This window comes from Amycolatopsis circi (genome assembly GCF_003385235.1).
Classification (GTDB): domain Bacteria; phylum Actinomycetota; class Actinomycetes; order Mycobacteriales; family Pseudonocardiaceae; genus Amycolatopsis; species Amycolatopsis circi.
This window is the reverse complement of record NZ_PQIA01000020.1, coordinates 66767-85974: the sequence shown is the minus strand read 5'-3', so window position 1 is coordinate 85974 and position 19208 is coordinate 66767. Positions and strand designations below refer to the sequence as shown.

Annotated in this window: 17 protein-coding genes and 2 pseudogenes; 11 read left to right on the top strand and 8 right to left on the bottom strand. The window is 69.4% G+C overall.

Translation table 11 applies throughout. The features are described from left to right. Positions 1 to 370: 370 nt before the first annotated feature. Both D0D37_RS11425 and D0D37_RS11420 read right to left on the bottom strand, forming a co-directional pair. On the bottom strand, positions 371 to 1246 hold the full coding sequence (locus tag D0D37_RS11425; RefSeq protein ID WP_116200489.1) for an SGNH/GDSL hydrolase family protein: 876 nt from the start codon (positions 1244 to 1246) through the stop codon (positions 371 to 373). Positions 1247 to 1340: 94 nt separating this feature from the next. Continuing rightward, positions 1341 to 1973: a class I SAM-dependent methyltransferase gene (locus D0D37_RS11420; protein ID WP_116200488.1), complete on the bottom strand. Its 633-nt coding sequence runs from the start codon at positions 1971 to 1973 to the stop codon at positions 1341 to 1343. A 168-nt stretch (positions 1974 to 2141) separates the two neighbouring features. On the opposite strand from D0D37_RS11420, the gene folC reads away from it, so the two are divergent. Then, positions 2142 to 3821 carry a bifunctional tetrahydrofolate synthase/dihydrofolate synthase gene (gene folC / locus D0D37_RS11415; RefSeq protein ID WP_116200487.1) on the top strand — a complete coding sequence of 560 codons (1680 nt, stop codon included), beginning with the start codon at positions 2142 to 2144 and terminating at the stop codon, positions 3819 to 3821. Between the two features lie 82 nt (positions 3822 to 3903). Further along, positions 3904 to 4314 (top strand): DUF4233 domain-containing protein, encoded by a 411-nt coding sequence (locus D0D37_RS11410; RefSeq protein ID WP_116200486.1) that lies wholly within the window; start codon positions 3904 to 3906, stop codon positions 4312 to 4314. 116 nt (positions 4315 to 4430) lie between these two features. Here D0D37_RS11410 and D0D37_RS11405 read toward each other — a convergent pair whose 3' ends face one another. Then, a complete protein-coding gene (locus tag D0D37_RS11405) occupies positions 4431 to 4811 on the bottom strand; it encodes a VOC family protein (RefSeq protein WP_116200485.1) in 381 nt (126 codons plus the stop codon). Between the two features lie 53 nt (positions 4812 to 4864). Between D0D37_RS11405 and D0D37_RS11400 the strand changes: the two genes are divergently transcribed. Both D0D37_RS11400 and D0D37_RS11395 read left to right on the top strand, forming a co-directional pair. Continuing rightward, entirely contained in the window at positions 4865 to 5344 is a 480-nt protein-coding gene (locus tag D0D37_RS11400; protein WP_116200484.1) for a GNAT family N-acetyltransferase, read from the top strand. A gap of 97 nt (positions 5345 to 5441) precedes the next feature. Beyond that, positions 5442 to 6212, top strand: a pseudogene (locus D0D37_RS11395) (alkaline phosphatase D family protein); the annotation flags it as partial. A 222-nt stretch (positions 6213 to 6434) separates the two neighbouring features. Here the strand turns inward: D0D37_RS11395 and D0D37_RS11390 are convergent. The 4 genes from D0D37_RS11390 to D0D37_RS11375 form a co-directional block, all read right to left on the bottom strand. Next, positions 6435 to 6857, bottom strand: coding sequence for a hypothetical protein (locus tag D0D37_RS11390; RefSeq protein WP_116200483.1), 423 nt, complete (start codon positions 6855 to 6857; stop codon positions 6435 to 6437). Between the two features lie 92 nt (positions 6858 to 6949). After that, positions 6950 to 8611, bottom strand: a complete 1662-nt coding sequence (locus tag D0D37_RS11385; protein WP_116200482.1) for an alpha/beta hydrolase — start codon at positions 8609 to 8611, stop codon at positions 6950 to 6952. After that, positions 8611 to 8922 carry a type VII secretion target gene (locus D0D37_RS11380; RefSeq protein ID WP_116200481.1) on the bottom strand — a complete coding sequence of 104 codons (312 nt, stop codon included), beginning with the start codon at positions 8920 to 8922 and terminating at the stop codon, positions 8611 to 8613. Before D0D37_RS11380 ends, D0D37_RS11385 begins: the two co-directional genes overlap by 1 nt. 133 nt (positions 8923 to 9055) lie before the next feature. Next, the gene (locus D0D37_RS11375) at positions 9056 to 9268 is read right to left on the bottom strand and encodes a hypothetical protein (protein ID WP_116200480.1); all 213 of its coding nucleotides are present in this window, start codon (positions 9266 to 9268) and stop codon (positions 9056 to 9058) included. A gap of 32 nt (positions 9269 to 9300) precedes the next feature. On the opposite strand from D0D37_RS11375, the pseudogene D0D37_RS11370 reads away from it, so the two are divergent. The 7 genes and pseudogenes from D0D37_RS11370 to D0D37_RS11340 form a co-directional block, all read left to right on the top strand. Beyond that, positions 9301 to 10107, top strand: a pseudogene (locus tag D0D37_RS11370) (alkaline phosphatase D family protein); the annotation flags it as partial. Between the two features lie 70 nt (positions 10108 to 10177). Next, complete coding sequence (gene ndk / locus D0D37_RS11365) at positions 10178 to 10588, top strand: nucleoside-diphosphate kinase (protein WP_116200479.1); 411 nt, start codon at positions 10178 to 10180, stop codon at positions 10586 to 10588. Between the two features lie 115 nt (positions 10589 to 10703). Then, a complete protein-coding gene (locus D0D37_RS11360; protein WP_116200478.1) occupies positions 10704 to 11429 on the top strand; it encodes a maleylpyruvate isomerase family mycothiol-dependent enzyme in 726 nt (241 codons plus the stop codon). 124 nt (positions 11430 to 11553) lie between these two features. Further along, positions 11554 to 14889, top strand: a complete 3336-nt coding sequence (locus D0D37_RS11355) for a phosphodiester glycosidase family protein (protein WP_116200477.1) — start codon at positions 11554 to 11556, stop codon at positions 14887 to 14889. Positions 14890 to 15030: 141 nt separating this feature from the next. Next, positions 15031 to 15972 carry an ABC transporter ATP-binding protein gene (locus D0D37_RS11350; RefSeq protein ID WP_116200476.1) on the top strand — a complete coding sequence of 314 codons (942 nt, stop codon included), beginning with the start codon at positions 15031 to 15033 and terminating at the stop codon, positions 15970 to 15972. Beyond that, positions 15972 to 16775 carry an ABC transporter permease gene (locus tag D0D37_RS11345; protein ID WP_116200475.1) on the top strand — a complete coding sequence of 268 codons (804 nt, stop codon included), beginning with the start codon at positions 15972 to 15974 and terminating at the stop codon, positions 16773 to 16775. Before D0D37_RS11350 ends, D0D37_RS11345 begins: the two co-directional genes overlap by 1 nt. Next, positions 16775 to 17614 carry an ABC transporter permease gene (locus tag D0D37_RS11340; protein ID WP_116200474.1) on the top strand — a complete coding sequence of 280 codons (840 nt, stop codon included), beginning with the start codon at positions 16775 to 16777 and terminating at the stop codon, positions 17612 to 17614. The genes D0D37_RS11345 and D0D37_RS11340 overlap by 1 nt, the downstream gene beginning before the upstream one ends. A 16-nt stretch (positions 17615 to 17630) precedes the next feature. Here the strand turns inward: D0D37_RS11340 and D0D37_RS11335 are convergent, their stop codons facing one another. Then, positions 17631 to 19061, bottom strand: a complete 1431-nt coding sequence (locus tag D0D37_RS11335) for a S8 family peptidase (RefSeq protein WP_116200473.1) — start codon at positions 19059 to 19061, stop codon at positions 17631 to 17633. Positions 19062 to 19208: the final 147 nt, after the last annotated feature.

The window sequence follows — 19208 nt, the reverse complement described above, 5'->3', positions numbered from 1 at the left end:
GCGACATTGCGCCCGTTGTTGCGGCGGGGCACCCCGAGGCTGAGTGTGACTACGGCGCGGGGGTGCTTGTCAAGGCGGGAAAGATGCCTTGACAAGCACCCCCGCGCCGCGTTTTTGGCTTCGTATCGGGGTGCGGGGGTGGTGTGGGTGCCTCGATGGGTGGGTGCGTTGGTGCGGTTGAGCGGGTGGGCGCGCGGTTTTGGTGTCTGGTCGGGTGGGTGCGCTGGTGCGCTGGTGCGGTTGGCGTGGGGTCTGTGAAGGGCTCCTTGAGGGAATCTGGGTCCGTGAAGGGGCCCCTCACGGACCGTCGCTGGTCGTGAGGGGAACCCTGAGGGAATCAGAGTCCCTCAGGGTTCCCCTCACGGAGTTTTTAGCGGAGCTGTTGGCGGATTACCTTTGCTTCGCCTGCCATTCCTGCGTACAGCGGGTGGTAGGGGGCTGCGGCCAGCAGGTTCAGGTCTTTGCCGTTGATCCAGGCGACGCCGGGGCGTTGGCAGGCGTCGTGGCCGAAGGACGGGGTGTAGGTGTCCACATAGGACGACTGGCCGTCCGCGGCTACCGCGTTGCTTACTGCGCTGTTCAGGGCCTGTTCGACGCTGGAGAGCCAGGCGTAGTCGCCGTTCGCGAAGGGCAGGACGTCGGGGCAGTAGCCTGATGCGGGGGCGATGCGCGGGTAGCCGATGGCGAGCACCTTCGCGTGCGGCGAGCGGGCGTGGATTCCGGCCAGTACTTGCTGGATGCTCGCCTGCGTCTTGGGCAGCAGCGCCTTGATCGTGTCTACGCCGTCGACGGTGAAGTGCTGCTGGCACGGGTTTCCGGTCGGATCCGAGGCGCGCAGGGTCGGGCAGGTGTCCACCAGTTTGCCGAACAGGCCCGAATCGTTGCCGCCGATGCCGACGGTCACCAGGTCGGTGTCCGGACGGAGGGCCGTGAACTGCGGGGCGTTCTGGCCCAGCGGCACGTTTTGCGGGTTGGTCATGTTCGAGGTGTCCGCGCCGCCGCAGCTGACGTCGGTGAAGCGGTCCACGTCCAGCGAGTCGGCCACCATCGACGGGTAGTTGGACGTCGAGCGGAAGCAGCCGAACGGATCCAGCCGGGGCAGCGGGATGAGCGGGCCCGACGTGTAGGAGTCGCCTAGGGCGACGTAGTGGCGGTAGTGCCGGGGCGCGGCGCCCGCGGCCGCCGCCGTCGACAGAAGCAGTGCGACCGCGGCGATTGCGGCCAGCACTATCCGGATGATGCGCATGCGAACCCCGTCCTCCCGAGCGGTACGACCCGCTTTACCTTTCGGCAACCGGGGCGCGAGCGCTCTCCGCCGATCGGGTGGTCGGGGCGAGGTTTCACCCGGCTGCGGGGTGATCTGCGGGTTTCCGCCAGCTCAGCAGGTACCGCCAGAAGACCAGGGGGCGGACAGTGCTGCCGGGGAGCAGGCGGGCGGCGTCCCGGCGGACGTCGTTCAGCGGCGGGAATTTCAGGTGCACGGGGGCCTTGGCGACTGGGTCCGCGCCGCCGTTGAGGTGGTCTCCGGCGAAGACGATCAGTCTGGCCAGGGCGTTCGCGGGAGCGGCGACGAGTTCGCGGGCGTAGTCGGACGGGCGGCTCGGGCGGGCGCAGCCGAGCACCGCGAGCACGCCGCCGGGGGCGAGGGCGTCGCGCAGTCTCGTGACGGTCTCGAATGGGACGTGGTGCAGGGATGCCAGGCAGGAGATGAAGGCGTACGACTCGGGCTCCAGCGGCTCGGTCGTCACGTTCGCGCGGCGGTATTCCACCGTGCCCGGTCCGGGCGAACCGGCGGCGGTGGCTCGCGTGACCATTTCGTCCGACGTGTCGATGCCTTCGACGGTCATTCCGGCGGCGGCCAGCTTGCGCGCGAACCGGCCGTCGCCGCAGCCGACGTCCAGGGCGCGGCCGGGGCCGGGCGGCAGCTGCCGGAGCAGCGTCGGGTGATAGTGATGGTTGTGGTCGAAGGGCATGTGACCGACCTTGCCACGGATCGCTGCGGGCGTGATCACGCCGAAGCCCCGGGGCCGCTGGGCGCGAGGCGGCCCCGGGTACGCTCGACGGTGTGCCGGGCCGAACCTTTCGCCTGGTCTTCCCGGTCGCGCGACCGCGCCGGGACAGCGACTTCAAGGAGTGCACGAGTGCCGCGCGGTGAGGAGCCCGAGGAGACCCGGCGACCGGATCTCGCCGATCCGGACAGTTTCGCGGGGGTCGACGAACTGGGCGCGCTCGCGCACAGCGACGACGAATACGACGACGGGAACGAGCTGGAGCCGGACCTCGACGCACCGGACGCGGCCTACACCGTCGGCGGCGGTTCGCGCGGCGGGATCGGCGGCATCGGCCAGCTCGGCGACAACCTGGCGCTCGGCCCGGTTCCGGACCTGCACGCCGAAGAGGGCACTGAGCTGCACGAACTTGACGACGAGGGCGCGCCCGCCGAGTTCGGCGACGACAACGGCCCGGAGGCGCGCCGCGCCCTGATGGCCGCCGAGGCCGAGCTGAACCAGCGCTGGCCGGAGACGAAGCTCGAACCGTCGCTCGCCCGGATCCAGGCGCTGATGACGCTGCTCGGCGAGCCGAACCAGGGCTACCCGGTGGTGCACGTCGCGGGCACGAACGGCAAGGGCTCGGTGGCGCGGATGGTCGATTCGCTGCTGACCCGCATGGGCCTGCGCTCGGGCCGCTACACCAGCCCGCACCTGCAGCTGGTCACCGAGCGGATCGCGCTCGACGGCCGCCCGATCTCCGCCGCCCGCTACGCCGAGCTGTACCAGGACATCGCGCCGTACGTGGCGATGGTGGACGGCGCGAGCGAGGACGGCGTGCCGATGAGCAAGTTCGAGGTGCTCACCGGGATGGCGTTCGCGGCGTTCTCCGACGCCCCGGTCGAGGCCGCGGTGGTCGAGGCGGGCATGGGCGGCGCGTGGGACGCGACGAACGTGGCCGACGCCCAGGTCGCGGTCATCACGCCGATCGGGCTGGACCACACCGAATACCTCGGCCCGACGCCCGCCGACGCGGCCGCGGAGAAGGCCGGGATCATCAAGCCCGGGTCGGTCGCGGTGATCGGCGAACAGGACCCCGAGGTGCTGAACGTCCTGCTGAAGCGCACCGTCGAGGTCGACGCCGCAGTGGCGCGCGCGGGCAGCGAGTTCGGCGTGCTCGAACGCGAGGTCGCGGTCGGCGGGCAAATGCTGAAGCTGCAGGGCCTCGGCGGCGTCTACGACGAGATCTTCCTGCCGCTGCACGGCGCGCACCAGGCGGCGAACGCGGCGCTCGCGCTGGCCGCGGTCGAGGCGTTTTTCGGGGCGGGCAAAGACAAACAGCTCGTCGTCGAGGCGGTGCGCGAGGCGTTCGCCGAGGTCGAGAACCCCGGCCGGCTCGAACGCGTACGGGCCGCCCCGGCGGTCATGGTCGACGCCGCGCACAACCCGATGGGCGCGCGGGCGCTCGCCACGACGATCACCGACGAGTTCAACTTCCGCCGGCTCGTCGCGGTCGTCGGGGTGCTGGCGGACAAGGACGCGCGCGGCATCCTGGACGCGCTGGAGCCGGTGGTGTCCGACGTGGTGGTCACGCGCAGTTCGTCGCCGCGGTCGCTGCCGGTCGAGGACCTGGCCGCGCTGGCCGCGTCGATCTTCGGCGAGGACCGCGTGCTCGCCGAACCGGATCTGGAGACCGCGATCGAGACCGCGATCGGCCTCGTGGAACAGAACGACGACCCGGAGGAACCGCTCGCGGGCGGCGGCGTGCTGGTGACCGGATCCGTGGTCACCGCGGGCGACGCGCGCACGCTGTTCGGGAAGGAACCGGCATGAGCGCAGCTTGCAAGCGAATCATTGCTGTTCATGCCGGCACCTCCCGATCGGCCAGCGTGCAACTCCTTGTGGAGGTGACGGCATGAGCGAGGAGACGCCCGAGACTCCGGTGAAGCCGCCCGCGAAGGACCCGATGAAGGGCTTCCGCGGCGTCATGGCGGGCACGCTGATCATGGAAGCGATCACCGTCGCGCTCGCGCTGCCGGTCGTCGCGAAACTCGGCGGCGGCATCACCAGCTTCACCGGCTGGACGGTCATCGCGCTGGCCGTGGTGCTGATCGTGCTGTGCGGAATGCTGAAGCACGTCTGGGCGGTGCCGGTGATCCTGCTGCTGCAGCTGGCGATCATCGCGACCGGAATCGCGCAGCCGGCGATCGCGATCATCGGCATCATCTTCCTGGCCGCGTTCCTGTGGTTCCTGTGGCTGCGCCGCGACGTCGCGCGCCGGATGGCCGCGGGGACGCTGCCGAGCCAGCAGCAGCCGCAGGCTTAAGCCCTGTGCGCTATTGGCAGCCGTGCTGGTGGCGGCTGTCGACCTGCGCGGCGACCTGCTCCTCGAATGCTTTCCGGAACCCGGAGCCGCACCCGTGCACTCCCGAGAGGTGCGGCTCAGCGGTAAACGCTGACCTCGATCAGATTCCGGTCCGGGTCCCGGAAATACACGCTCCGGATCGCCCCGGTCGCGCCGGTGCGGTCGACCGGGCCCTCCTCGACCGGCACCCCGTGCGCGGCGAGATCCTCGACAACCTGCTCCAGCGAATCGCTCGTGATCAAGCACAGATCCGCGCTGCCCGGCGTCGGCCGTTCCGCCTTGGGCTCGAACTCGTGCCCGGCCTGGTGCAGGTTGATCTTGCTGGCGCCGAACGTCAGCGCCTTGCGACCGGCCCCGAACGTCACCTCGGTCATTCCCAGGACGCGGGTGTAGAAATCCACCGTCGCGTCGAGGTCGGCGACGGTGAGGACGAGGTGGTCGAGCCGGTCGATGCGCATGGTTTCACCCTATTCCGATGTAACGGCCGGGCCGCCACGGCGACGGTGCAAGTGTGATCGTGGTGCGCGAGCTGAGCGTGGACAACTGGGCGGAGTGGCGAGACCTCCGGCTGGCTGCGCTGCGCGAGGACCCGGAGGCGTTCAGCTCGAAACTCGCGGACTGGCAAGGCGAAGGCGACGCCGAACCGCGCTGGCGGGCCCGGTTGCGCGACGTGTCGCTCAACGTCCTGGCCGACCTCGACGGCGTTCCGGCCGGAATGGTCAGCGGACATCTTTCCGAGCGCGGCGACACCGCCGAGCTGATGTCGATGTGGGTGGCCCCCTCGGCGCGCGGCAGGGGAGTCGGGGACGCGCTCGTGCGTGCCGTCGTGCGCTGGAGCGAAGGACGCGGGGCAGGCGAGCTGGCATTGCGCGTCGCGGGCGGCAACGAGCACGCCATGGCGCTGTACCAACGGCACGGGTTCGTGGAGCGTCCGCTGTCCGAACCGAGCGAGTGCGCGCACGAGATGGTTCGGGAAGCACACCGAGCGTGACGACCGGTTGTGAGCTTCCTCCTGACGAGTGAGCCGTTCACCCGGCGGTCAGCCCGAGTTGGCCGCTTGGCCGTGGTCGCCGGATAGAACGACCGCCATGACCGAAACGACCCCATCGCGGCGCTCCGTGCTCAAAGCCGGAATCGCCGTGCCCGCGCTCGCCGCGGCAGGCGGGCTGCTGCTGCCCGGCTCCGCCTCGGCCGCCCCGCTCGTCCGCCGCGACCGTCCGGTGCTCGCCCACGGCGTCGCGTCCGGGGACGTGACCACCGGCTCCGGCATCGTGTGGTCGCGGGCCGACCGTCCGGCGCGGCTGATGGTCGAGATCGCGCGCGACCCGTCGTTCCGGCACGCCCGCCGGGTGCCCGGCCCGTTCGTCACGCCCGCCACCGGCGGCACCGGCAAGGTGCGCGTCGCCGGGCTGGCCCCGGGCACCGAATACCACTACCGCGTCACCGCGGTGGACCTCGACGGCCGCAGCGCGAGCGAGCCGGTCGCCGGTCGTTTCGCCACGACGCCGATCGGCCGCGCGAACACGCGGATCCTGTGGAGCGGCGACGTCGTCGGGCAGAACTACGGCATCAACCCGGCGCTCGGCGGAATGACGATCTTCTCGGCGATGGCCGACCGCCGGCCGGACCTCTTTCTGCACAGCGGCGACACGGTGTACGCCGACGGCCCGCTGACCGAAACCGTCACGCTGCCCGGCGGCGGCGGGACCTGGCACAACATCGTGACGCCGGAGAAGTCGAAGGTCGCCGAAACCCTCGACGAATACCGCGGGCAGCACGCGTACAACCGCCTGGACGCCAACTTCCGCCGGTTCGCCGCGGAGGTTCCCGCTTATGTCCAGTGGGATGACCACCATGTACGACAACTCACAACAGTCTAGCGCGTGTTCTGCCTGCGGTACCTGACCGTCCGGCGGACCACCCGAACTGCGCCGAGTTTGAGCGCTGACGTCGACTGCGAAAGCCACGCCCTATCTCTTGGGGAACGTGCGTGCGGCTATTCGGATGTGGGGAACAGGTCAACTCTCCTGTTCGAGAGCCCGCCCTCGTTCATGCCCCTCTTACGCGGGGCTGCTTCGAGGTCACGATGCAGGTTCGGGCGTGCCGTTGGGCCAGACGCACGGGGAACTTGCACCGATGTTCAGGCGCCCCTTGTTCGGGCCGGTCGCAGTGCCTTCAAGGCTCATGAGGTAGCCGTCACGCTGAGCATTAGCGAATAGGTCTCGTGGGCGGCTGTCGGTTTCAAGCGACCAGCCATTCTCGCTCCACCACTTTTTGAGGTTATCGTAGTACTTATTGTTTTGAGAGCGATCGGGTCCATCCACCCAGAAGTCGGCGCTTACGCTGACCTGGCCCGTTGGCTGGTTGGAATCATCAGTGCATGGCCTTGACTGGAGCGGGCTCTCCGCAAGTTTGTACCCGGCAGGGAAGATTGCCGCCGCGGCGGCGTGCACTGCGGCCTGTGCTTTTTCTCGCGCTTGATCGGCGGTGTCTGTCGGCTGCATGGACGCTCCTCCGCAGGCGGTCAGTGTCAGCAGGATTAAACTCGACGCAGCAATCGATAAGCGCCGATTTGGGTTGCGAGTGTGATTCCAGTTCATGGTTTGTTTCCGGCGATGATGTTGCCCATGCTGCGCAAGGAGGAGGACCGATCTTGCCAGTAGTCGCTGTGGGAAGTAAGCGGATTGCCGGCGTCGGAGTTGAATGTTTGTCCACCGAACCAGTCAGTGGTGGGGTCGGGGCCGAGGGGGTCGACGTTGTCGAGTCCGATGTCAGGCCCGTCGAAGTTTGTGAGAGCAGGGATGGGGTCGGTGACGGATTTAGTGGAGTAGACGTGCTGCCCGACTTGGTCTTGCGGGATTCCGTCGAGATGGAGCTGGTTCGCGTGGTCTACGCCGACGCCGGGGCTGGCGACCATGACGACGTTGTTGGCGGGCAAGCCGAGATCGCGGGCGGTCTGGCCGACGACCGTGGTGCCGTAGCTGTGTCCGATCACGGTGCTGTTCACAGGGCCGTGATGGGCGGCTCCGAGCCCGCCTTGGAAGTCGCGGAGTGGGTGTTCGGCGTTGTTGGCGAAGCTGGTGCTTGCGGCATCGGGGACGATGCTCTGTGGCGCGTCATATCCGACCCAGGTAATCACGGACGTCGAGGGCGATCCCGCTTTGTTCGCCGCGGCCAACATCGCGTCTGAGCGATAGATGTCGGTGGCCATGCCATGGTTAAGTCCGGCGGTGGTGCCGGGGACGTAGGTCGCGACGTTGGCGGCACTATCTGGGTCGCCGATGGCGACGATGGCTTGCCCGGAGTTAGCGGAGTTGATGCCCAGCAGGTATGCGGTGGGCTGCCCGGGCAAGGCATGGTCGAGACGGTTCTTAATCTGGTCCATGCCGGTGATCTTGCTGTTCAGCGCGTCTAGTTGTCGGTCCAGGGATATGTATTCTTCCTGCTGTTGCGGATCACTGCGTTTCATTCCGTCCAGCCGGTGGCGGATGTCGTCCCGCTGGTGCTGCAAGTCCTGGTAATCGCGGTCGAGGGCAATCCGGTTCGCGCGGTCGCGGTCGACTGCGGGCAGGCCGTTCATCGCCCCGATCGCGCCGGGTCGGTCGCGGATGAGAATGTTCCGTCCCGCTGGGGAGAGGGTGGCCCACCATGCGGCGTTTTGCGACGGGGTCGCGTTGGGCGGTGGTTCGGGCAGTGTGAGACCAGGATCTTTCACGCCGTCTGCGGCAGCGGCGGCGATAGTGGATTCGTCTCCAGTGCCGAACTGACCGGCCGCTGCGCGGTCGAGCACTGACGCGAGGTCGGCATCGATGTCGTTCGCGGTGCGCAGGATCTGCGCGACCTCGCCGGTCAACTGCGCCTCTGCGCGTGCCCGGTCTTGAGGATGCAGCTCAGGCGGCGGCTGACCTGCGTAGATGCAGACGATCGCGCCGTCTGCGGTGATCGCGAACCCGTACTTGCGGGCCAGTTCATCGGCATTCTTCAGCGCGCTCTGGACTCCCAAGATGGCGTCGGCTGCCTGTCCGATGGCTTTGCCCAGCGCGGCGGCTCCGGCGGCGATCGTGTCGAGTTGCCGCATCAACGCGCGGTGCTGGCCGGCCGCGTTGTCGGCGGCAGGCCCGGTCCAGCCCTCGACCGGCAAGACCTTGCCGTAGTCGTCCCCGTCATTGACGAGGACCTGCGTCCGGGCTTGCAAGAGTGAGCAGATTTCGTCCAACGCGCCATGATTCCATGCGCGGACATCGGCGAGCGACACCATCAGCGCGGCCCATGCATCGTCGGCGCGGCAGACGGGAACACCCCGGCGGCCGTGTGGTCGCCCTGTTGATACCGGTCGGCTGCCACGCCGAGGTTATCGGCGAGACGCTGGGCTTCTGTGCACCATTCGGTGAAGGTGGCGGACAAGGCGTCCTGACAGTGCGCGGCGGCAAGCGCTGCGCACCCGCCGGGCATCGTGCCTGCCACCCGGCCGACCGGCTCCGCGTAATTCGTGCCGCGCAGACTGCCCACCTTCTCGCCAGCGGCGCTGCGTGCCCCGCGCAGGGCGTCTGGCACCGTCGTGAAACCCATACTCGATCCCTCCCCGTGACCATTCCGTCACAGGATACGGGACCACAGACCAGGCTATACACGACTGTGGGCTCAGTCGGGTGAACCTACCCGCGCACTCAGGCGCAACTACTCAAGAGGCGGATGAGTAGTTCTACTCATCGCCGGCTTGCTCGCCGCCGGATTCCCGGATTTCGGGCAGTTGCGCAGTGAGCGCGTCCAGGCACTCCGCGAGCGATGCTCCGATTCTAGGCGGCACCTCGCGCGCGGTTACTGCCTGCCGCAGCTTCTCGGCCGCATCTCCCAGCACCTCGCGCAGTTCAGCCGCTCGTTCCTCCGCCGACCTTTCCTGTTTCTCCGACGCCATACCGTCGTATCCCTTTCATTCGTTGTCAAACGTGGTGGGATCATGAAGTAGTCAATAACTGGTACCCGGGCGAAATCCTCAACGACCGCCCCGAATACACCGAAAAGCGGGCTGACGTCCTCGCCCGGCGTGCGTTCCAGGCGTTTCACGAATGGCATCCGATCGACAGCCGCCAGGCCGTGGACGGCCGGGTGTACCGGAACTTCCGCTACGGCAGCCGGGTCGAGGTGTTCGTCCTCGACATGCGCACCTATCGCGACGCCAACACCTCCGACCAGACCAAGCCCGGCCACATCCTCGGCGACGCGCAGGCCCGCTGGCTGGCCGAGGGGCTCCGGCCCAGCACCGCGACCTGGAAGATCGTCCAGGCGGACATGCCGATCGGCCTGGTCGTGCCGGACGGCAAGGACATCGAGGCGGTCGCCAACGGCCTGCCCGGCGCGCCCGGCGGCCGCGAGACCGAACTGGCCTGGGTGCTGAAGCAGATCTCGCGCCACCGCGTGCGCAATGTCGTCTGGCTGACCGCCGACGTGCACTACACCGCCGCCCACCGTTATTCGCCCGAGCGCGCCGCGTTCCAGGACTTCGACCCGTTCTGGGAATTCGTGTCCGGTCCGCTCAACGCCGGCGCGTTCGGCCCGAACAAACTCGACCCGACGTTCGGCCCGGAAGCGGTGTTCGTGCACGCCCCGCAGACGCAGAATTCCTCGCCGGTGCAAGGATTCCAGCACTTCGGGGAGTTGAATGTGGACGGTGCCAGCGGCGCGCTGACCGTCGACCTGCGCGACGCGACCGGGGCGTCGCTGTGGTCGAAGACGCTGCAGCCCCAGCGGCGCTGACCGGCCCGGCCGGGGCGTCGGATAGGCTCGGCTCCGATTAACACGAATCCGCACAAGGAGAAATACCGTCGTGACTGAACGCACGCTGGTCCTCGTCAAGCCCGATGGCGTCGCGCGCGGCCTCGTCGGCGAGGTCGTTTCGCGCATCGAGCGCAAGGGCCTGAAGCTGGCCGCGCTGGAACTGCGCACCGTCGAGCGCTCCGTGGCCGAGGAGCACTACGCGGAGCACAAGGAGCGCCCGTTCTTCGGCGACCTGCTGGAGTTCATCACGTCCGGCCCGCTCGTCGCGCTGGCCGTCGAGGGCCCGCGCGCGATCGCCGCGTTCCGCCAGCTGGCCGGCAGCACCGACCCGGTCGAGAAGGCCACCCCGGGCACCCTGCGCGGCGACTTCGCGCTGGAGACCCAGTACAACCTGGTGCACGGCTCGGACTCCCCGGAGTCGGCCGAGCGCGAGCTGAAGCTGTGGTTCCCGGACCTGTGATCCGGAGTTAGACCCCGAACGCCGGGCAGGGACTTCGGTTCCGGCCCGGCGTTCGTGCGTCCGGAAGCGGTTATTTCCGGTGCTCGGGACCCCGCGCATCGGTTAACCTCCACCGGTGACCGCTCTGCCGCTGCCGCCCCGCGACTACCTGCCGCACCTCCGCTCGCTCACCGGGGCCTTCGCCGCGGAAGCTTCGGGCGACCTGGACAATCCGGTCCCGTACTGCGGCGACTGGACCAAACGCGACCTCGTCACGCACCTCGGCAACGTGCACCGGTGGGCCGCCGGGATCGTCCGCACCGGCGAGCTGAGCGATCAGGAATTCGACGTCTCGCCGACCGGCGACCTCGCGCCCTGGTACGCCGAAAGCGCCGCCGAGCTGCTGGATGCGCTCGAAGCGGCCGATCCCGCCGACCCGTGCTGGGTTTTCGGCGCCGCGGAGAAGGCGAAAGGGTTCTGGTTCCGCCGTCAGGTGCACGAAACCGCCGTGCATCTGGTCGATCTGTTCGGCGCACGCGGCGCAGCAACGCGGCTTGACCTGCTGATCGCCGCCGACGGCGTCCACGAGGTCCTCGGCACCATGCTGCCTCGCGTGGCGCGCTGGAATCACCAGGTTCCGCTGGCCGCGCCGATCACCTTGCGCGCCACCGACACCGGACACGCGTGGACCATCGTGCCCGGCGATCCACCCGAGCTGGGCGCGGGCGAAGCGGTGGCCACGGTCGCGGCACCCGCGCAGGATTTGCTGTTGCTGCTGTGGAATCGCACCGGCACGCAGCCGGAGATCGCTGGCGAGGAAGCTGTCGCGAAGGAGTTTCTCGCCGCGCGCGTGACACCCTGAGCGGATAATCCTGCGCCATTCAGGTCCTGTTCACCGCAGGGACTTCCGGCGGTCGCGCCGATGGATTTGGCTGACCTGAGCCATTTTCGCGATCGTGGGGTATCTGGTGAAAAGATCAAGATCCGTGCTGCTCAGCGCCCTGCTGGTGCTGACGCTGGCCACACCGGCCACTGCCGACCCGCTCTCCGCTCCGCTCGGCCCGCCGCCGGTCGAGAGCGCTCCCGCCTTCTCCTCCGCCCGGGAGGCCCCGGCTGTCGCCGCGGCGCCTGCCGCCGACGACGGTCTCGAAACCAGCAGCTCCACCAACGCGGTGGCACCTGGTCTGAACCTCACCCAGTTCGACCGCTTCGACCCTAAAGGCTGGATCCGCGGCGACGCGCTGAGCGTCGACCTCACCAGCAAGGTCCTGAAGCCGACTTACCTCAGCCCGGGCACCGTTTCCGCGCGCACCCCGCTGTCTCAGCAGGTCGCTCGCGCCGGTGCGGTCGCGGGCGTCAACGGCGATTTCTTCGACATCAACGCCTCCGGCGCGCCGCTCGGTGTCGGCATCGACAAGGGCGAACTGCACAACGCGCCCGCGTCCGGCCACAACACCACTGCCGCGATCACCGACCAGGGTCGCGCGAAGCTCGCCGACATCTTCCTCGAAGCGTCGGTCACGCTGCCGAACGGGCAAGCTGTCCCGGCCACGAACTTCAACAGCCCGGTGCTCGGGCAGGACGCTCTCGGCGTCTACACGCCGCTCTGGGGTGCTTCGGCGCGCGCGACGTCGGTTGCCGGTGCACAGCGCGTCGCCGAGGTCGAGATCCGCGACGGCGTCGTGACGCAGGTGCGTCCGAAGCCCGCGGACGGCCCGATTCCGGCGGGCAGCACGCTGCTGCTCGGCCGTGAGGCTGGCGCGGACACATTGTCGGCGCTGAAGATCGGCGACCGCGTTGGCGTTTCGTACGCGCCGCGCACCGACGCGGGCAAGATCGCGGTCGCGGTCGGCGGGAACAAGATGCTGCTGAAGGACGGGCAGCTCCAGCAACTCGACGACGTGACCCTCGCTCCGCGTACCGGCGTCGGTTTTTCCGCTGACGGCAAGCGGATGTGGCTCGTCACGGTCGACGGTCGCCAAGCCGACAGCCGCGGGATGACCGAGCTGGAAATGGCCCGGCAGCTGAAGCGGCTCGGAGCCAACGACGCGATCAACCTCGATGGCGGCGGCTCCTCGACGTTGCTCGCGCGGGACGAAGGAGAGACCGCTCCGTCGGTGCGGAACTCGCCTTCGGACGGCGGGGAACGCTTGGTGCCCAACGGCATCGGCGTAGCGACCGTCCCCGGCAGCGGACGGCTGACCGGCTTCGCGCCCGCCCCCGCGCAGGAGGGCGACAACTCGACCCGCGTGCTGTCCGGCTTGAGCCGCGCGCTCGTGCCGAACGGCCACGACGAGACCGGTGCCGCGGTAGCGTCGAGGCCGTTCTGGACCACGTCGAACCCGTTCCGCGGCACGGTCACGAAGAACATCTTCACCGCGCAGCCCGACTTCCTGCACCCGGACGCGCGCGCCGACGTCACTGTCACCGCGCACCAGAACTTCGTGAACGGCCGCGCGAAGCTGACCGTGCTGGGCAAGCCGGTCCGCCTCGGCGCGAGTACCAAGCAGGTCGCGCTGTCCGGTGCTGACGCGCGCGGCGAGTTCCAGGTCTACGGCTACGACGCGGACGGTTACGGCACCTGGATCGAACCGTCGGACGTGAAGCTCGAATACGACCCCGCCGTGGTGAAGATCGAGCCGTCGGGAAAGGGTTTCGCGGTCACCGCGAAGACCGCGTCCGGGGCCACCGCGATCACCGTGCACGCAGGCGGGAAGACCATGCACCTGGCGGCTTCGGTCGGCACCGAAGCCAAGGTCGCGGCTCCGCTGGCCGGTCCGGAAGGCTGGTCCGCCACGGTGTACCCGGCGGTCGTCGGCGCAGCGCTGTCGTCGGCGGACGGACGCAATGGCGGCAAGGGCTTGGCGCTCGACTACCGGCTCACCGGCACCACGGCCACCCGCGCCGCGTACGTCAACGCTGCCAACCCGATCGCGGTTCCGGCGGGTACGCAGAAGATCGGCATGTGGATCAACGGCGACGGCAAGGGAGCCTGGATCCGCGCGGAACTCCGCGACGGCGCCAATACAGCGTCCATTGTGGACCTTTCGCTGAGCGTCAACTGGACCGGCTGGCGATACGTGACCGCCGCGGTGCCCGCCGGGCTGCCGGACGGACAGCGCCTCACCCGGTTCTATGCCGTGGAAACCGCGGCAGGCAAGCAATACGAGGGCAAGCTGGTCTTCAACGACCTCACCTTCGAGGTCGCGCCGACCACGACCGTGCCGCACGATCCAGCAGTTCCGGACCCGGCGCTCGTCACCAACGGCACGCTCGGCAAGAGCGGCCTGAAGATCGCCGTGGTCAGCGACGCCCAGTTCACCGCCGATGCTCCGGACGGCCCGCTCGTCGCCCAGGCGCGGCGGGCACTGCGCGAAGCTGTCGCCGTGAAGCCGGACCTCGTCCTGATCAACGGCGACTTCGTGGACCGCGGCACCGCGCCGGACTTCGTCCTGGCCCGCAAGATCATCACCGAAGAGCTGGACGGCCGCGTCCCCTGGTACTACGTCCCCGGCAACCACGAAGCCGAGGGCGGCGACGGCCTGAAGAACTTCCAGGCTGTCTTCGGGGAAACGCACCGCGTGGTCGACGTGCACGGCGTACGGCTGATCCTGATGGACTCGTCGCGCGGCTCGCTGCGCGCCGGTGGGTTCGACCAGGTCCGGATGATGCGCGAGGCGCTCGACAATGCCGCGCAGGATCGTTCGGTGCGCGGGGTGGTCGTCGCGATGCACCATCCGGTGAAGGACCCGAGCCCGACCGGCAATTCGCAGCTGGGGGACCGGAAGGAGGCCGCGCTGCTGCAGACGTGGCTGACCGGTTTCGAGGAAAAGTCCGGCAAACCGGCTACCTCGCTGGCTTCGCACGCGGGCGTGTTCGGCCTGTCGCGCACGGACGGCGTGCCGTATCTCGTGAACGGCAACTCGGGCAAGACCCCCGCCGCGGCTCCCGGCGACGGCCGTTTCGTCGGCTGGACGCTGGTGCAGGTCGACCCTGCGGACCGCAGCCAACCGGTGCGCTTCGAGACGCGCCCGAACGTCGACGCGCTGACGGTGACCGGCCCGGGCACCCTGCCGTGGGGCGGGACCGGAAAGGTGACCGCCGCGGTGACGCAGGAGGGCCGGTCGATTCCGGTGGCGTACCCGGTGAGCGCTGTTTGGGGCGGTCGCGGGGTGCACGTCGGCAGTTGGCCGCCTGCCCCGTGGGACGTGGTGTCGCTCGACCCGGCCACCGGGACGGTGCGGGGATTGCGGCCGGGGACGGCGGAGATCTCGGTCACGGTGAACGGGGTGACCCGTTCAGCGCCGGTGACGGTGCGCTGATCCGGGAGGTCCGTGAGGGGAACCCTGAGGGACTCTGAGTCCCTCAGGGTTCCCCTCACGGACGACGACCCGGCACCCCGAAGCCGGGAAACCGGGAAACCGGTCGAGAATTGTCGGTCCCTCCCTCTACTGTCGTTTCTCGTGGGAGAGTCGGCATCGGAACCAGCGCTCGTGCAAGCGAAGGCACTGGTCAAACGGTTCGGAGAATTCGAGGCAGTCCGCGGCGTCGACGTCGAGGTGCGGCCGGGGGAGGCGTTCGGCTTCCTGGGGCCCAACGGTGCCGGGAAGTCGTCGACCATGCGGATGATCGCGTGCGTGTCTCCTCGCACCGACGGCGATCTGCGCGTCCTCGGCATGGATCCGGACGTCGACGGGCCGCGGATCCGCGCGCGCCTGGGCGTGGTGCCGCAGGAGGACAACCTCGACGTGGAGCTGACCGTCCGGCAGAACCTCCACGTCTACGGCCGCTATTTCGGCCTCTCCCGCGCGCACGTGCGGAAGAAAGCCGTAGAGCTGATGGAGTTCGCGCAGCTGTCCGACCGCGCCGAGAAACCGGTCGATTCGCTGTCCGGCGGCATGAAACGGCGGCTCACCATCGCCCGGTCGCTGGTCAACGACCCCGAACTGCTGCTGCTCGACGAACCGACCACCGGGCTCGACCCGCAGGCGCGGCATCTGTTGTGGGACCGGCTTTTCCGGCTCAAGGCCCGCGGCACCACGCTGATCGTCACGACCCACTACATGGATGAAGCTGAACAGCTCTGCGACAGGCTGGTCGTCATGGACGGCGGCAGGATCGCCGCGGAAGGTTCGCCCGCCGACCTGATCGCGCGGCATTCCACCCGCGAGGTGGTCGAGCTGCGGTTCGCGCCGGGGGAGCAGCAGGCCGCGGCCGACCGGCTCGACGGGCTGGCCGAACGCGTCGAGGTCCTCCCGGACCGGGTGCTGCTCTACACGATGACCGGCGAGACCACGCTGGAGCGCGCCCACGAACGCGGCCTGCGTCCGCTGTCGAGCCTGGTGCGGCGCAGTTCCCTGGAGGACGTGTTCCTCCGCCTCACCGGCCGGACGTTGGTGGACTGATGACCGCTCCCGCCACCGGCCGCGTGGTCGGCCGGTTCCACGGCGCCTGGCTGCGCGTCGAGGGCTACTGGACCTGGTACCGCAGGCATTGGCTCAGCACGCTCTACTCCACCGGCCTGCAACCGGTGCTGTTCCTCGCCGCGATGGGGCTCGGCTTCGGCTCGCAGGTCAAAGCCGGTCCCGCGACCGGCGGCGTGTCGTACCTCGTGTACGTCGCGCCGGCGCTGCTCGTGGCCGGTGCGGCGCAGCAGGGCGTAAGCGAGTCGAGCTACCCGGTGCTCAGCGGATTCAAGTGGCAGAAGGACTATCTGGCGGTCACCGCGACGCCGGTGTCGCCGGGTCAGGTCCTCGGCGGGCACCAGATCTGGACGAGTCTTCGGCTCGCCCTCTCCGGTGCGGTCTACGCGCTCATCGCGTGGTTGTTCGGTGCCTGGGACAACGCGGGGGCGCTGCTGGTGATCCTCGTCGGCGTCCTCACCGGGCTCGCCTGCGGATCGCTGCTCGCCGCGCTGGCCGCGTGGACCTTCGACGAGGGACAGCGGTTCGGGCTGATCTTCCGGTTCGTCGTCATCCCGATGACCCTGTTCTCCGGCACGTTCTTCCCGATCACCCAGCTGCCGCTGTACCTGCGCTGGCTCGCCTGGATTTCCCCGCTGTGGCACGGAACCGAGCTGTCCCGCGCCGCCGCGCTCGGCGGGGGCGAGCTGCTCCCGCTGCTGGGGCACCTCGCGTATCTGGCGGTGCTGGTCGCGATCGGCTGGGCGATCGCGCACCGCGGCTTCTACCGACGGCTGGTGGCGTGATGACCGACCTGCGGAACGCCCCGATTCTCCCGCAGCGGCGCGGAATTCTGCTCCGCGTCCTGCCAGCGGGCATGTACAGCGGCCGCGCGACCGCGTTGATCGAACGCGCGCTCACCGTCTACGGCCGGTCGTGGACGATCCTGGTGTCCGGCGCGCTCGAGCCGTTGTTCTACTTGCTCGCGTTCCAGGTCGGCTTCGGCAAGCTGGTCACCACCGTGCCGGGGCCGGACGGGCAGCCGATGAGCTACGTCGCGTTCGTCGCGCCCGCGCTGCTGGCGTCGTCGGCGATGAACGGCGCGGTCTTCGAATGCACGTACAACCTGTTCTTCAAACTGCGCTACGCCAAGACGTACGACGCGATGCTGGCCACCCCGGTCGGTCCGCTCGACGTCGCGCTCGGCGAGATCGCGTGGGCGATGATGCGCGGCGGCCTCTACTCGGTCGCGTTCCTGGCGGTCACCGGCGTCATGGGGCTGCTCACGTCGTGGTGGGCGCTGCTGCTCCTGCCCGCCGCGCTGCTCGTGTCGTTCGCGTTCGCGGCCATCAGCATCACGCTGGTCAGTTTCCTGAAGTCGACGTCCCAGTTCGACTACATCCAGCTCGTCCTGATGCCGATGTTCCTGTTCTCCACCACGTTCTTCCCGATCACGGTCTACCCGGAGGCGCTGCAGTGGCTGGTCCGCTGCTTCCCGCTGTACCACGGGATCGAGCTGATGCGCGGGCTCGCGACCGGCATCTTCTCCTGGAGCATGGTCGGCAACCTGGCGTACCTGCTGGTGCTCGCGGCGATCGGGATCTGGGGCGCGACAAGGAGGATCGCGAAACTGCTGCTGACCTAGGGCCCGCTCAGCCCAGTCAACGGGCCGGGCTGGGCAGTCCGGTCTCCGCGGGCGCCACCGCGGACCGGGCGTCGACGAGGCCGTGGCCGTAGAAGCCGTTGTATCCGTCGTAACCGGCGCAGTAGGCGTCCTGCACGCCGTCACCGGTCAGGTCGTAGTTGTCCGGGCACGGCATCGGCGTCGCACGGGAGTCGAGCGCGCGGCGCAGCTCAGCGGCCGACCACGCGGGATGCACCGACTTGAGCAACGCCAGCACCCCGGCGACGTGCGGCGCGGCCATCGACGTCCCGCACATCGGCGCGTACCCGCCCGGAACGGTCGAAACCACGCACCGGTCGTCGTCGCCGCCCGGGGCAGTGACATCGACCACACCGAGCCCGTAAGAGCTGTAGCCCGACTTCACTCGGTCCGGGCTGATCGCCGACGCCGTCACCACGTCCCGCAGCCCGGCCGGCAACGCTTCGCACTTCCCGGCGGCCGAAGGCGAACCCGAACGGGCCGACGGCGTGAGGTCGACCGCCTCGTTGGTCGCGGCGGCGACGTTCAAAGTGCCCTGCGAGGTCGCGTATTCGACGGCGCGCGCCAGCACCTCGTGCACCACGCCGCGGTCGTTTCCGCGCACGCAGGACAGGGACCACGGATTCACGAACCAGCTGCTGTTGGCGATCGGCAGGTGCCGCGCCGCCGACCACATGATCCCGCAGACCGCGGCCTCGGGATCGGCGTAACCGCGGTCGTCGATGACCTTCACCGACGCGATCCGCACGCCCGGCGCGACCCCGGTGACGCCCTTGCCGTCGTCGGCCGCGGCGATGATGCCCGCGACGTGCGTGCCGTGCCCGGAGGTCGTCGGCTGCCACGCGGCCGGGCTCGGGTCCGGGACGCCGGTGAGACAGCCCGCCGAATCGTCCGGGTCCATCGCGGCGGCGAGGTCGGGGTGCTTCGGGTCGACGCCGGAGTCCAGGACGCCGACGACCACCGAGCGGCTGCCGCCGGTCACCTGGTGCGCGGCCGGAGCGCCGATCAGGTTCATGTCCCACTGCTGCGAGGACAGGTCCGCGGCGGGGACTCGGGCCGGGTCGCTGAGCGGGAGCGCGGCTCGCGCGGGCCGCGCGGCGGCGCCCGGTTGCTCGGCGGCGGTCCGGGTGGCTTGCGCGCTGAACGTCCGGTCCGGGCCGAGGCGGTCCGCGAACGCCCGATCGGATGACGTGACGACCGCCACGGAAATCTGCGGGTAGTAGCCGACGACCTGCCCGCAGCCGGCGCTCGTCTGCTGGCGGGCGGAAGATTCCGGGGTGCCGCGGTCGAAGGCGACGACGTAGCGCACCGCCCGGCCGCCGGAGGAGCATCCGGGACTCGCGACGGCGGCGGGGGAGACCGCGACGCAGCCGGAGAGGACCAGGAGGGAGCACACGGCCGCCCGCAGGCGCCGCGCCAGCACAGACACCGGACCTCCCACCGCGCGCGGAGCTATGCCGGGCGCCCGCGCGAGCGCCCGAGCCCGCACGCTAACCACCCCGGGCCCGGCGCGACAAGCGAAGCGCCGAAGTTCGCCCGGGTGCATGATCGCGGCACGCCCGGGCGCCTGCCGCGG